The organism is Billgrantia ethanolica (assembly GCF_021404305.1).
Taxonomy (GTDB): Bacteria; Pseudomonadota; Gammaproteobacteria; order Pseudomonadales; family Halomonadaceae; genus Halomonas; species Halomonas ethanolica.
Window position 1 is genome coordinate 1685869 of record NZ_JABFTX010000001.1, and the last position, 13169, is coordinate 1699037.

General features: G+C 64.5%; 11 protein-coding genes. 7 read left to right on the forward strand and 4 right to left on the reverse strand.

The annotated features are described in order from the left end of the window. Positions 1-1111 precede the first annotated feature (1111 nt). The 5 genes from HOP53_RS07755 to dusA all read left to right on the forward strand — a co-directional run bounded on the left by HOP53_RS07755 (position 1112) and on the right by dusA (position 5125). On the forward strand, positions 1112-1552 hold the full coding sequence (locus HOP53_RS07755) for a LexA family protein (RefSeq protein ID WP_234269484.1): 441 nt from the start codon (positions 1112-1114) through the stop codon (positions 1550-1552). Further along, on the forward strand, positions 1549-2835 hold the full coding sequence (locus HOP53_RS07760) for a Y-family DNA polymerase (protein ID WP_234269485.1): 1287 nt from the start codon (positions 1549-1551) through the stop codon (positions 2833-2835). Before HOP53_RS07755 ends, HOP53_RS07760 begins: the two co-directional genes overlap by 4 nt. Before the next feature lie 316 nt (positions 2836-3151). Then, the gene (locus HOP53_RS07765; protein ID WP_026038227.1) at positions 3152-3349 is read left to right on the forward strand and encodes a hypothetical protein; all 198 of its coding nucleotides are present in this window, start codon (positions 3152-3154) and stop codon (positions 3347-3349) included. A 172-nt stretch (positions 3350-3521) separates the two neighbouring features. Beyond that, on the forward strand, positions 3522-3824 hold the full coding sequence (locus HOP53_RS07770; protein WP_234269486.1) for a helix-turn-helix domain-containing protein: 303 nt from the start codon (positions 3522-3524) through the stop codon (positions 3822-3824). Positions 3825-4081: 257 nt separating this feature from the next. Continuing rightward, positions 4082-5125, forward strand: a complete 1044-nt coding sequence (gene dusA / locus HOP53_RS07775; protein WP_234269487.1) for a tRNA dihydrouridine(20/20a) synthase DusA — start codon at positions 4082-4084, stop codon at positions 5123-5125. A gap of 6 nt (positions 5126-5131) precedes the next feature. Here dusA and HOP53_RS07780 read toward each other — a convergent pair whose 3' ends face one another. Then, a complete protein-coding gene (locus HOP53_RS07780; protein ID WP_234269488.1) occupies positions 5132-6163 on the reverse strand; it encodes a succinylglutamate desuccinylase/aspartoacylase family protein in 1032 nt (343 codons plus the stop codon). A 156-nt stretch (positions 6164-6319) separates the two neighbouring features. Between HOP53_RS07780 and HOP53_RS07785 the strand changes: the two genes are divergently transcribed. After that, on the forward strand, positions 6320-6946 hold the full coding sequence (locus HOP53_RS07785; RefSeq protein ID WP_234269489.1) for a TetR family transcriptional regulator: 627 nt from the start codon (positions 6320-6322) through the stop codon (positions 6944-6946). Positions 6947-6967: 21 nt separating this feature from the next. Here the strand turns inward: HOP53_RS07785 and HOP53_RS07790 are convergent, their stop codons facing one another. Both HOP53_RS07790 and HOP53_RS07795 read right to left on the reverse strand, forming a co-directional pair. Continuing rightward, a complete protein-coding gene (locus HOP53_RS07790; RefSeq protein ID WP_234269490.1) occupies positions 6968-10111 on the reverse strand; it encodes an efflux RND transporter permease subunit in 3144 nt (1047 codons plus the stop codon). After that, entirely contained in the window at positions 10111-11322 is a 1212-nt protein-coding gene (locus HOP53_RS07795; protein WP_234269491.1) for an efflux RND transporter periplasmic adaptor subunit, read from the reverse strand. Before HOP53_RS07795 ends, HOP53_RS07790 begins: the two co-directional genes overlap by 1 nt. 245 nt (positions 11323-11567) lie before the next feature. Here HOP53_RS07795 and HOP53_RS07800 point away from each other — a divergent pair, with 245 nt between their 5' ends. Continuing rightward, positions 11568-12503: an alpha/beta fold hydrolase gene (locus tag HOP53_RS07800; RefSeq protein WP_234269492.1), complete on the forward strand. Its 936-nt coding sequence runs from the start codon at positions 11568-11570 to the stop codon at positions 12501-12503. A gap of 253 nt (positions 12504-12756) precedes the next feature. Here the strand turns inward: HOP53_RS07800 and HOP53_RS07805 are convergent, their stop codons facing one another. Next, positions 12757-13158, reverse strand: coding sequence for a hypothetical protein (locus HOP53_RS07805; RefSeq protein WP_234269493.1), 402 nt, complete (start codon positions 13156-13158; stop codon positions 12757-12759). Positions 13159-13169: the final 11 nt, after the last annotated feature.

Below are 13169 nucleotides of genomic sequence, written 5' to 3' on the forward strand. Positions count from 1 at the left end.
TTGAAACCGAGAAACCTAATCGAGAGAGAGTAGCGTTTCCCGCGTTTGCCGTGACCTAAAAAAGGGGCTTAGAATGAGGCCAGCAGCTCCGGATTTGTATGCCTGTGTGTATGCCCAAGCTGCAAAACGCGGGTAAGATGTTGATTCCACTGTTCGGTTCAACTCCCTTCACCCGCTCCAGAACTTCTCCAATACATTGATTTATTTAGCTTTATTTCCTCACCGAGGATTGATGGCTAGCTGTATGGCTACACAAATGGCGACGGTTGCGGCAGGCCAGCGGCGCGGAACCCTGGGCCCTGAACGCGAAAACCCGGCCATGAGGCCGGGCTGGGTCTTCGCTTCCTTTCCACTTCCTCAAGCCTCCCGCCTGAGCCTCCTTGGTTCCTGAGTCTCCCTGACGCGACCTTCCTTGAAGGGCCTCCGTGCCCGATTCGCCCACTATGCCAGCCACGACGCGCGCGATGTATTAGCTTTGGCTGCAATTGTTGTAAGCGATTGCCGATTCGAACTGTCAGCTTTGGCCCTCACGCTCAGGTACTGAGTCGTGAGCCCGCCGTAGCTCGGTGAAACGTCGCCAATAAAAGAGCCCCGGCGGTGGCCAGGGCAAGCGCGATGAGACGCGATATTTTGGCGAACCCTCGAGAACGCGAAACCATAGCGACCCTCGCATGGGAAACGGGTCTCGGCGGAACAAGTCTCGGCGGCACAAAAAAGCCCGACCGCACGGGCCGGGCTCTATCGATGCGTCCCTATCCAACCAAACCTTGGGCCTCCTGCCCAAGCTTCCTTGGGGTAAGAGCATTCCGTCGCTCGACCTTCCCTGTAGGGCTTTCCCTAGCCCGTTACCCCACAGGGTAGTAGCTCTACGCCAATAGCGGTTTAACTTAGGTCATCCCGGCGAGTAAGAGATTTGCTCCGTAAATGTAAGCCTCATCCTACACGCCACGCTTCGGATCCTGCTGGCACAGCGAGACCCACGCATCTCCCCTGTCGCTTCACACTCTCCCCCAGCGTCGCCAAAAATTAACTTTCATTAGCGCTTACCTGTTGCGGAAAAGTGGCAGTGTCGCAAATACTGTACAAAAACACAGAATACCAAGGGACTCACATGACACTGGTAAACCTCATCCCAGCTCACCCTGAGCCGCCACCGCTTGCGCTGCCTCACCCGCTGGCCCTGGGCCGCGCCGGCCTCAGCGGCTTTCCCAGCCCAGCACAGGACTACGAAGGCCGTACGCTCGACCTCAACGAGCGCCTGGTCAAACGCCCCTCGGCGACGTTCTTCATGAGCGTTACCGGCGACAGCATGGAGCGCCTGGGGATCCACGAAGGCGACCTGCTGCTGGTCGACCGCTCACTCGAGCCTCGTCCCGGCCATATCCTGGTAGCCCTGATCGATGGCGAGATCACCGTCAAGCGATATGAGCTGCGCGGCAAGGTACCGTGCCTCTGCTCGGGCAACCCACGCTACGCGCCGATTCCGCTCGTCGATATCGAGTGTCAGGTGTGGGGCGTGGTGCGCTCGGTCATCCACGAGTATCCGGTATGAGCATGATCGGCCTGGTCGATTGCAACAGCTTCTACGTCAGCTGCGAACGTGTCTTCCAGCCCCGGCTGTGCGGGGTGCCTGTCGGGGTGATGTCGAACAACGACGGCTGCGTCATCGCGCTCTCCAACGAACTGAAGGCTCTCGGCATCAAGATGGGGACGCCGGCCTTCACGCTTCAGCCTCTAGTACGCAGCGGACAGATCCACCTGCTCTCCTCCAACTACGAGCTCTATGGCGACATGAGCCAGCGGGTGCAGGCCGTGCTCGAGGAGTTCAGCCCGACCGTGGAGCCCTACTCCATCGACGAGATGTTCGTTCGCTTCGACGGCTTCGCCCATGCGCCATTGCTCGAGCACGCCCGGCAGCTGCACCATAAGGTGCGCCGGTTCACCGGCATTCCGGTCTGCGTGGGCGTGGCGCCCACGCGCACCCTGGCCAAGCTGGCGAACCGTGCCGCCAAGAAGATACCGGCCTACCAGGGGGTCTGCATACTTCACGCCGGCAGCGCGGAAACCCGCAACTTGCTGCAAAAGACCGAACTGGGCGATGTGTGGGGCGTGGGCCGCCGGCTCGTCGAGCGCCTGGCCCTGATGGGCATCAAGAGCGCCTGGGACCTCGCCCAGGCCAACCCGAAGGAAATCCGACGCCGCTTCTCGGTCACTCTCGAACGCACCGCCCAGGAGCTGCGCGGCGTGCCCTGTATCGAGATGATCGACCTCGATGAGGCCCGCCAGCGCATCATGACCAGCCGCTCATTCGGCAAACTCACCGACGATCTGGACGAGATTCGCGAGGCGACCCGACAGTACGGGCAGCGCAGCGCCGAAAAGCTGCGCCGCCAGAACGGCCTCGCCAAGGCGGTGCTGGTGTTCCTCAAGACCAACCCGCACCGGCAGGACCTGTCCCAGTACTCACCGAGTCTGGTGCTTGAACTGCCCCGCCCCACCGCCGACAGCCGCGAGATACTGCATGCCGCCGGCCTCGCCCTGGAGCGGATCTACCGCAAGGGTTACCTGTACCAGAAAGGCGGCGTGATGCTGCTCGACCTGATCGGCGCCGACCGGCAGCAGCTCTCTTTACTGGATACGCCCCAGAGCGATGCCGAGCGGCAGCGCAGCCAGAAGCTGATGGACGTGATGGATACCCTGAACCGCAGGATGGGGCGCGATACGGTGAAACTGGGCATGCCCACCCCCGGGGCGGCGTGGCACTTACGCTGCGCCCATCGCTCGGATAGGAGCACGACACGCTGGGATGAGCTGCCCAAAGTCAGGGCGCTATAACGCGAAAACCCGGCCTGAGGCCGGGCTGAATCTTCGCTTCCTTTCCACCTTCTCAAGCATCCTGCTCGAGCATCCTTGGTACCGAACAATCCTTTGCTCTGTCTTCCCTGAGGGGCTCTCCGTTGCCCCGTTAACCATAAGGTAGCCGCTCCAAGCGGAACGTGGTTTAACGCACGATATGAAACGGTGTAAGAAATTGCCGCTTCGCTTTGTAGGAAATATCTTACAAGCGCTTGGGAAAGGCAGCCCGCTCGGCTCCCATCCCGATTCTGCACTACCCTCCACAGTGAATGGAGCGACATCTATGGTGGGCGACATGGACAAGGCCGTGATCGACGTGATCCGCGAGAAGGAGCAGCTGCCCGACAGCATGAGCGACAGCGAAATCGCCCGGGAGTACAAAGGGACCTATACCGCCGCACGCGCCGCGGTGAGCCTGGAGCACAAACCGCTCGACCAGGTGCTCGCGGACGCCATGGCCAAGGTGCTCCCGTTCATGAGGAAGAAGAAGTAGCGTTACATCCGCCAGCCCCTAGCGCCTAGCAGGCAGCGAGCTGCCGGAAGGTGCCAATCATCTTGTGTATAGAAAAAAACCTATATAGCCTTTTTCCTATAAGCGAAGGCGATCCCAGTAGCAGACCGGTAGAACACGGCACACCTGGAATCACTGAAGTGAGGTTTAAACCATGGCCCGCACACTAGACCAACTCATTGCCAACGAAAGCCCCGAGGTCGTCAGCCGCGCCAAGGAAAAGGCCGATGCGATGCTGCTGGAGCTACGCCTTGCGGAAATTCGCCACTTGGTTGAAATGACACAGGCTGAAATGGCCGAGGCTCTCGGCGTCAAGCAGCCGACCATCGCCGGCATGGAGAAAAGCGGCCAGGATCTTCGCTTGAGTTCCCTCAAGCGCTACGTTGAAGCCATTGGCGGGAAGGTTCGCCTGGATATCGAGTTGCCGGATGGTACCCATCATGGGTTTCCCGTGTGACCGGTACGCATTATCGTGGCTAGGCTTCATACCTGCGATGTGAAAACGGGGCTTGCCCCACAAACCCCAGCCTTCCCGCTCGGGAACTCTCACTGTCTGAATTGCGGCCTGCTTCTACGTACGCGCGATGCGTACGCAAGCGAGGTGTGAGAGAATAGCGGGCTTGGCCGACGCGCCATAAGGCGTAGCGAGCACTCTGCCATACCGGGCTACCATGCCCTTGCGCCACACGCCTGAATATCACAGATACGATCCCAATGACCTACAAGGCAACCGCCACAACCCGCATGAAGTCTGGCACGACGCGCCCTGCACTGGACAGGACGTTCTCCGTCGCGCCGATGATGGACTGGACGACCCGTGATTACCGGGCCTTCGCTCGCACCCTGACCCGTCAGGCGCTGCTCTATACCGAGATGGTGACGACCGGTGCCATTCTGCACGGCAGCCCGCGGGAGCGTTTTCTCGGCTACGACGAGGTGGAGCATCCCATCGCGCTGCAGCTGGGCGGCAGCGACCCGGGCGAGCTGGCGGAGTGCGCGGTGATTGCCGAGGAGTGGGGCTACGACGAGGTGAACCTCAACGTCGGCTGCCCCAGCGATCGGGTGCAGAACAACATGATCGGCGCCTGCCTGATGGGTCACCCGGAGAAGGTAGCGGCGGCGGTGCGCGCCATGCGCGAGGCGGTGAAGATCCCGGTCACGGTGAAGTGCCGCATCGGCATCGACGACCAGGACGAGGATGCCGATCTGGAGCGCTTCATCGCCCAGGTGGCGGATGCCGGCTGCGAGGTGTTCATCGTACATGCGCGCAAGGCGTGGCTGCAGGGGCTCTCGCCCAAGGAGAACCGCGACATCCCGCCGCTCAACTACCCCCGCGTGCACCGCTTGAAGGCCAGCCGGCCGGAGCTGCACATCGGCATCAACGGCGGCATCAAGACGCTGGACGAGTGCCGTGAGCAGCTCGATAGCGTCGACAGCGTGATGGTGGGCCGCGAGGCCTATCAGAACCCCTGGCTGCTGGCCGGGGTGGACCGGGCCATCTACGGTGTCGCGGGGCCGGCCGAGAGCCGCCACGCCGCGGCCAGGGCGTTCCGCCCCTACATCGCTCGTCGGCTCGAGGAAGGCGCCAAACTCAATCATGTGACCCGCCACCTGCTGGGGCTGTTCCAGGGCCAGCCGGGCGGGCGCCGCTTCCGCCGTCATCTCTCCGAGAACGGTCACCTGGATGGCGCCTGCCTGCGGGTCTACGACGATGCGCTGAGCCTGGTGCCGGAGCGGGAGCCCGCCGAAACGGCCTGAGCCGCCTCAATAGAGCGGGTCGGGCGGCGGCTCGAGGCTGGAGTGGAAGGTCTCGATGGCGCTTTCGGCCTCTTCAATGGCGTCGAAGCGGGCGATGTGGAACAGCGCCTCGCCTTCGTTGGCCAGCGGCAGGCGGCTCACGCCGATCACGATGCCGTCGGCCATGGCCTTCACGCTGGCTTCGGCGTTGCCGAAGGGGTCCGCCACCTTGCCCAGCACGTCGCCCTTGCTCACCCGCGCGCCGAGGCGCACCTTGGGCCGCAGGATCCCGTCGATGGGCGCCCGGGCCCAGCTCGAGCCGTTGGCCAGCTCCGCGGCCGGTGGCGGCCGGCGCCGATGCTCGCCCGCCAGCATGCCCAGCCGCCGCATGACCCGCAGCACGCCACGCACCCCCGGGGTAATCGCCCACTCGTCGAAACGCAGCGCCTCGCCGGCCTCATAGGTAAGCACCGGGATACCCCGTGTCTGGGCATAGTGGCGCAGGCTGCCCTCGCGCAGTTCCGCATTGAGGATCACCGGCGCGCCGAAGGCGTTGGCCATGCGTTCGGTCTCGCTGCCCGGGCTCAGCTGGGCGCGGATCTGCGGCAGGTTGGTGCGGTGAATGGCGCCGGTGTGCAGGTCGATGATGTGGGTGGCGTGATCGACGATCTGCTCGCGAAAGAGAGCGGCCACCCGCGCCCCCAGCGAGCCCGTCTCGCTGCCGGGAAAGCAGCGGTTGAGGTCACGCCGGTCGGGCAGGTAGCGGCTGTGCTGCATGAAGCCGAACACGTTGACGATGGGCACGGCGATCAAGGTGCCGTGCAGGCCCTGGATCTGCTTGGAGCGCATCAGCCGGCGTACGATCTCGACGCTGTTGATCTCGTCGCCATGAATGCCGCCGCACACCAGCATGACCGGCCCCTGACGACGCCCGTGCACCACTTCCACAGGGATGTGCAGCGGAGCGTGGGTATACAGCCGCGCCACCGGCACATCGACTTGAAGGCGACTGCCGGGCTTGATGGTGACGCCGGCAAGCTCGAAGGAGGCGCGGGGCATGGCAAGATCCCAATACGAACAGTGTTCGCTCTGTTATACCCTGCCCCAACGTGGAATACGAGCATAGCGGGGCAAGACCATACACAGGTGAAGGTAAGACGCGCGGCGCTACGATAGAATGGCGCAAAAGCGAGGCCTGAGGAGACACCACACACCATGGCGCGACGTACCAAGGCGGAAGCCGCCGCCACCCGCGAAGCTCTGCTCGATGCTGCGGAAGAGGTGTTTCTCGAGCGCGGAGTGGCACGCACCTCGCTGGAGCAGATCGCTCGCGAGGCCGGCGTGACCCGTGGCGCCGTCTATTGGCACTTCAAGAACAAGGCCGATCTGTTCCGGGCCATGCTGCTGCGGGTACGTATGCCGTTCGAGGAGTTGGTCGAGGAGATCGGCGATCCGGGGCTGGCCGAGCGCCCGCTGGAGGCCATTCGTCAGGCCTGCCACCGCGGTTTCGCCCGCCTTGAGCAGCCACGCTATCGGCGCGTGCATGCCATTCTGATCCACCACTGCGAAACCTTCGGTGAGATCGACCCGCTGGCGATGCAGAACGAGATTGCCCAGGAGGCGTGCGGCGCTCTCATCGAGTACTTCACCGCCGCTGCCCGCATGGGCCATTTGCGTCACGACCTCGCGCCGGAAGTCGCCGCCCGGCTACTGCAGGCGACCCTCGGTGGGCTGTTTCACGACTGGCTGCGCAATCACGAGCACTTCTCGCTGGTCGAACGCGGCACGCAGCTGGTCGATACGCAGCTCATGCTGCTGGCACAGGCGCCGGAGTCGCTCTGACTCCGGCGGCCTGGCCGGGCATCATGCCCGGCTGGCCTTGCCCTCTGCGTTGCGCTGCCGGCGCTCGCGCCCCCAGGTGGCCAGGTCTTCCAGCAGCTTGTAGGCCAGCGGCACGAAGATCAGCGCCAGTGAACTGGCCAGCAGCATGCCACCCACCACCACCGTGCCGATTTCCTGACGGCTGGCCGCCCCGGCGCCGGTGGCGAATACCAGCGGCAGGCTGCCGATGATGAAGGTCAGCGCCGTCATCAGGATGGCGCGGAAGCGCTGCCGAGCCGCCGCCAGCGCCGCATCGAAGGAGCTCATGCCGGCGCGCCGGTTCTGTGCTGCGAACTCGACGATCAGAATGGCGTTCTTCGCCGCCAGGCCGATCAGCACCAGCAGCCCCACCTGGAAGTAGATGTCGTTGGGGAAGCCGCGCAGCATCGAGGCCAGCGCCGCCCCCAGCACGCCGAAGGGCACCGCCGTGGCCACCGCCAGCGGCAGCGTCAGACGCTCGTACTGAGCGGCCAGGATCAGGAACACCATCACCATGCCCAGGCCGAAGGCAAGCCCACCCGCACCGGCGGCCGCATCGAGCTGGTAGGCTTCACCGATCCAACCGAGCAGCGTGTTGCCGTCGGTGAGCACCTCGGCGGCCACTTCGTCCATGGCTGCCTTGGCCTGGCCGGTGGTGTAGCCCGGCGCCGCATCGGCCAGGAACTTGGCCGCCGCGTAGACGTTGAAGCGGTTGATGATGTCCGGGCCCGGCTCCCGCTCGAGGGTTACCACGGAGCTGAGCGGCAGCATCTCGCCGAAGCTCGAGCGCACGAAGACCTTGTTGATGTCGTCGGGCTTGCTGCGGAACTCCCCCTCCGACTGCAGGTTGACCTGCCAGTTGCGCCCTTCGAGGGTGAAGTCGTTGACGTAGAGCGAGCCGAAGGTGCTCTGCATGGCCTCAAAGATCTGGTCGATCGGCACGCCCATGGCCCGCGCCTTCTCGCGATCCACCTGGGCGGTGTAGCGCGGAATGCTGGTATCCAGCGTGGTGCGGGCGTTGGTCAGTTCGGGCCGCTCGTTGGCGGCGGCCGCCAGCCGCTGCGCCAATGCCTGGATCTCCTGCGGCGTGGAGTCGCCGCGTACCTGCAGGTAGCCCTCGACACCGCCGGTCAGTGAGAGACCCATGATCGGCGGCGGGGTGAAGGCGAACACGTTGGCTTCGGGGACGCCGGCGCCCATGCCCATGATGCGCCCGGCCAGCGACTGGGCGTCCTGTCCCGGGCCACGGCGGTCGTTCCAGTCGGCCAGGTTGGCGAAGCCGACTCCGGCGTTGGTGCGCAGCGAACCGGCGATGATGTCGAAACCGGCAAAGGTGGTGAACTCGTCGACCTCGTCCATCTGCGTAAGCATGCCGGAGAGCCGGTCGCGCACCTCGGCGGTGCGTGACAGGGCAGAGACCGGCGGCAGCTGATATACCACCAGCGCCACGCCCTGGTCTTCCTGGGGCACCAGCCCCGGCGGCAGCCGGGTCAGCGAGAACAGCGTCAGGGCGATCACGCCGGCGAACAGCACGATACCCAGCAGCGCATGACGCAGCAGCTTGCCCACCAGCCAGGCGAAGCCGTTGGTCAGCCGGTCGAAGGCGGCGTTGAACCACTGGAAGGGCTTGGCCACGGTGTGCGACTGCTTGTCGAGCAGCATCGCGCACATGGCGGGCGTGAGAGTCAGCGCCACCACGCCGGACACCACCACCGAGATGGCGATGGTCACGGCGAACTGACGATAGAGCTCACCGGTGAGGCCACCGAGGAAGGTCACCGGCGCGAATACCGCCACCAGCACCAGGGTCGAGGACACCACGGCACCGGCGACCTGCTTCATGGTCTCGACGGCGGCATCGCGGGCCTTCATGCCCTGCTCGTTGATCAATCGATCGACGTTCTCCAGCACGATGATGGCGTTGTCGACCACGATACCGATGGCCAGCACCAGACCGAACAGCGTCAACAGGTTGACCGAGAAGCCCAGCGCCAGCATGCCGGCGAAGGTACCGATCAGCGACACCGGGATCGCCACCACCGGAATGAAGGTGGCGCGCAGGTGCTGCAGGAACATGAAGGTGACCAGCACCACCAGCCCCACCGCCATCAGCAGCGTGATGAACACCTCACGAATCGAGATCTCGACGAACTCGGTGGTGTCGTAGGGCACGGTATAGGCCACCCCTTCGGGGAAGCGCTCGGCGACCTCGTCGAGCGCCGCGCGCACCGCATCGGCGGTTTCCAGGGCGTTGGCCCCGGGCTGCAGGTAGACGCCCATGGGCACTGCGGCCTGACCGTTGTAGGTGGCCGAGAAAGCGTAGTTCTGCGCACCCAGTTCGGCTCTGGCCACATCGCCCAGACGCAGGGTGCCGCCCTGTTCGTCGGCGCGCAGGATGATGCGCTCGAACTCCGCCGGATTGGACAGCTGGCCGCGGGTGGTCACGGTGAAGGTGAAGGCCTGGTCGTCGGGCGCCGGCTCCGCTCCCAGACGACCGGCGGCGAACTGGGCATTCTGCTCGCGAATGGCCGCGGCCACGTCGGAGGGAGTCAGGTCGTACTGGGCGAGCTTGTCCGGCGACAGCCAGACCCGCATGGAGTAGTCCTGGGCGCCGAACAGCGAGGCATCGCCCACCCCCGGAATCCGCACCAGTTCGTCGAGTACGTTGAGCAGCGCATAGTTGGAGATGAACAGCGGGTCCTGGCTGCCGTCCGGCGAGTACATTACCGGCACCATCAGAATATTGGTCGAACGCGCCTCGACCCGTACGCCCTGGTTGCGTACCTGCTGGGGCAAACGCGCGGAGGCGGCCTGCACCCGGTTGTTGACGTTGATCGCCGCCTGGTCGGGGTCGGTGCCCATCTCGAACGAGACGGTGATCTGCAGGCTGCCGGCATCGGTGGCGCTCGACTCCATGTAGATCATGTTGTCGACGCCGTTGATCTCCTGCTCCAGCGGCGCCGCCACCGCCTCGGCCAGCACTTCGGCGCTGGCCCCAGGGTAGGCGGCCTGTACCACTACCTGTGGCGGCACCACGTCCGGATACTGCTCCACCGGCAGCGCGCGCAGCGCCGCCAGCCCGGCCAGTACGATGATCAAGGAGATGACCGAGGCGAAGATCGGCCGGTCGATGAAGAACCTGAGCATCACGCCTCCTCGTCGGGCTGGGCCGCTTCGGCTTCGGCTTCCGCCTCGGCGGCAGCGGCTTCGTCCTCGGCCGCCTGCAACGCTTCCTCGCGACTCTCGACCTCATTGACGCTCACCGGCATGCCCTCCTGCAGCGCCACGTGACCGTTGACCACCAGTAGATCGCCGTCTTCCAGGCCGGAAAGCACCACCTGCTCGCCATCGACGATGGGACCGAGGCTCACCGTACGCGTCTCGGCGACGTCATCCACCACCACGAACACCCGCGCTCCCGCCTGGCCCTGACCGACGGCCTCCTGCGGAATACGGAAGACATCGTCCAGTGTCTGTACCAGGAGCTGAATGCGTACGAACTGCCCCGGCACCACCTCGCCGTTGGGGTTGGGGAACACGGCACGGGCTGACACGCTGCCGGTACGCGGGTCGATGGTGCTGTCGGTGAAGTCGACGATGCCGATCTCGGCGTACTCGCTGCCGTCGGGCAGGGTCAGCCTCGCCTCGCGCTGCTCGGCCTCGCCGTTGGCCGCCATGGCGCGCCGAGCGGCCCGCTGCAGGGCGGCATCGCCCTCGGGCAGCGAGAAACGCACGTGTACCGGGTACTGCTGGGTCAGCGTGGTCAGCAGCGTGCCGCGCTCGATCAGGCTGCCCTCGGGGAAGCTCTCGAGACCGGTCATGCCGGCCAGCGGTGCACGTACCTCGGTGTAGTCGAGATTGAGCTCGGCAGTGGCCATGCCGGACTCGGCCAAGGCATAGCGCGCCTCGGCCAGCTCACGGGTGGAAAGCGCCGAGTCGCGCTCGCGCTCGCTGACGGCATTTTGCTGGAACAGCGTCGAGATACGCCGCCACTCGCGCTGTGCCTGGTTCAGCTCGGCCTGGGCATTGGCCAGCTCCGCCCGAGCGCGCTGCAGCTCGATCTGGTACGGCTCGCGGTCGATACGAAACAGCGGCTCGCCCGCTTCGACGACCTGGCCTTCGGTATAGAGGCGCTCTTCCAGAATACCCTGCACGCGAGCGCGCACCTCCACTTCGCGCGAGCCGCGCACGCGGGCGGCATACTCCTCCACCACGTCGACCGAACGCGGCTCCACGCGCTGTACGTAGACGTCGGGCGGTGGACGTCCGCCAGCGCCAGCGGGGGCACCGTCGTTTCCATTCTGCTCGCACCCTGCCAGCAGGGAGACCAAGAGGCCGACAGCCAGTATCCATTTCACGGGAAGGCGCGCTCCCGGAAGTGACAAATGCATATTGGATCTCCGCTGGATATCGTGGTTCGTCAGAGCAACACGCCTTGTAGCAGGGGTCGCATGGCAGGTGGTTAGCTGGCGCCGGATTATATCTACAACCCTGTATGTATACTAGCCTACCCCGTTTACATCGTTTCCCCTGGGCAAGGCGAGGGCCGAGAAAACAGGCTATGCTGCAAAGCAGCATGAGGTGGCGACGGAGGCCGATACAGATGGATGCGATGGAACTGGTCACGCTGAAAGACTTGGAGATAGCGGTGCGCATCTGGCACCCGGAGGCGCCGAAAACCGTTATCGCCTGGCATGGACTGGCACGCCACGGTGGCGATTTCGAAAATTTCGCCCGCATACTCGGTCCTGAGTGGCGTGTGCTGGCTCCAGACACCCCCGGCCGAGGGCTTTCGAGCTGGTCGCCCATTCCGTCGCAAGACTATCTCTATCGCAGTTACATGAGTGTGGCACTGGCCGTGCTGGATCACTTCGAACTGGAGCGAGTGCCCTGGGTCGGAACCTCGATGGGTGGGCTGTTGGGAATGCTCCTGGCTGCCGAAGCCGAAAGCTCGCATCGCATAGAACGTCTGGTGCTGAACGACGTCGGCCCCGAGTTGAATCCCCAAGGCTTGATGCAGTTGGCACTCTATTTCGGCAGGCCGCATCGTTTTACCACCTTCGCTCAGCTGCAAGCCGAGCTGACCGAGCATTATCACGGTTTCGGCATCGAGGGAGACGAAGCCTGGCGTCGACTGGCACTTGGCAGCGCAAGACGTCTGCCTGACGGCAGCTGGACCTACCATTACGATCCCCGCATCGCCGAACAATTCATCAACGACACACCACGCGACACCTGGGCCGACTGGCGAGCGATCGACTGCCCGCTGATGGTAATACGCGGCGCCGAATCGCCGCTGCTGGATGCCGAGAGTGTCGTGAGCATGGCCAAGGCACAGCCCGACCTGGTTACTCTGCAAGTTCCCGGCTGCGGCCATGCGCCGATGCTCGACCGTAGCAGCCAGGTAGCCCCCATCGCTGAATTTCTCACCCGCCCCCCACAGAAATCAGCACGCCATGCGCAGCACGCCGAGCGAGGCTGGTGGCAACGCTTGATCGACTGGGCCAGACGACGCACCGCTTTGAAGAGCGCCGACTAACCCTTTTTAGCAACCGTAAAGCGAGTTGGTTCCAAGCGGCGCTAAGGAAGCGCTGAACAAATAGACGAGCGAGATGAAGTGCAAGGCGCACGGAGCACAGCACCGAGCGAAGCGACAAACAGCCGTAGGCTGGCCCCGAAGGGGCGAGAAGCCGCAGGCTTCGAGTCAACCGGAGCATATGGGGTATATGTGAGGATTCCGAGCACCGCGCAACGCAGCAATTCGCTCGCGCAGGCATTTGTGCAGTGTTTCCCTAACGTGGCCGGCTGCGCAGTATCCGCCCTTCGGGATGCACCTCCAGTCGCTCCCCGCTGCCCGCTCCTACCACGTCGTCGCGCCAGATGGTTCCGCGCTCGCGCGGGGTGATGGTAGCGGGTCGCTCCGGTTCGTCCGGCCGCGGAGCGTAGCCCCAACGCAGGTAGGGGTCGAAGAGGAACCAGGGAAGTTCGATGGTGAACGTAGGGTCGAACTGACGGCGCTGACGCCAGTGCTCACGGTGCCAGGCCAGCGGGTGCTGCACGGGCAGGAAGAGTGCCCCGCGGGTGTCGGCCACGCCCTCATCCGAGGCGGCCCAGGCGCTAGAGCCGGCCGCGAAACAGCCCGCCAGCAGGAGCCCGCCGACACCACCCCACCAGCACTTGATCGATGCCTGCATTGCTTTCTCCC

Excerpts from the sequence above, each read along its gene's own strand:
- HOP53_RS07755 (WP_234269484.1), top strand. The coding sequence starts at position 1,112 with ATGACACTGGTAAACCTCATCCCAGCTCACCCTGAGCCGCCACCGCTT.
- HOP53_RS07760 (WP_234269485.1), top strand. The coding sequence starts at position 1,549 with ATGAGCATGATCGGCCTGGTCGATTGCAACAGCTTCTACGTCAGCTGC.
- HOP53_RS07765 (WP_026038227.1), top strand. The coding sequence starts at position 3,152 with ATGGACAAGGCCGTGATCGACGTGATCCGCGAGAAGGAGCAGCTGCCC.
- HOP53_RS07770 (WP_234269486.1), top strand. The coding sequence starts at position 3,522 with ATGGCCCGCACACTAGACCAACTCATTGCCAACGAAAGCCCCGAGGTC.
- dusA (WP_234269487.1), top strand. The coding sequence starts at position 4,082 with ATGACCTACAAGGCAACCGCCACAACCCGCATGAAGTCTGGCACGACG.
- HOP53_RS07780 (WP_234269488.1), bottom strand. The coding sequence starts at position 6,163 with ATGCCCCGCGCCTCCTTCGAGCTTGCCGGCGTCACCATCAAGCCCGGC.
- HOP53_RS07785 (WP_234269489.1), top strand. The coding sequence starts at position 6,320 with ATGGCGCGACGTACCAAGGCGGAAGCCGCCGCCACCCGCGAAGCTCTG.
- HOP53_RS07790 (WP_234269490.1), bottom strand. The coding sequence starts at position 10,111 with ATGCTCAGGTTCTTCATCGACCGGCCGATCTTCGCCTCGGTCATCTCC.
- HOP53_RS07800 (WP_234269492.1), top strand. The coding sequence starts at position 11,568 with ATGGATGCGATGGAACTGGTCACGCTGAAAGACTTGGAGATAGCGGTG.
- HOP53_RS07805 (WP_234269493.1), bottom strand. The coding sequence starts at position 13,158 with ATGCAGGCATCGATCAAGTGCTGGTGGGGTGGTGTCGGCGGGCTCCTG.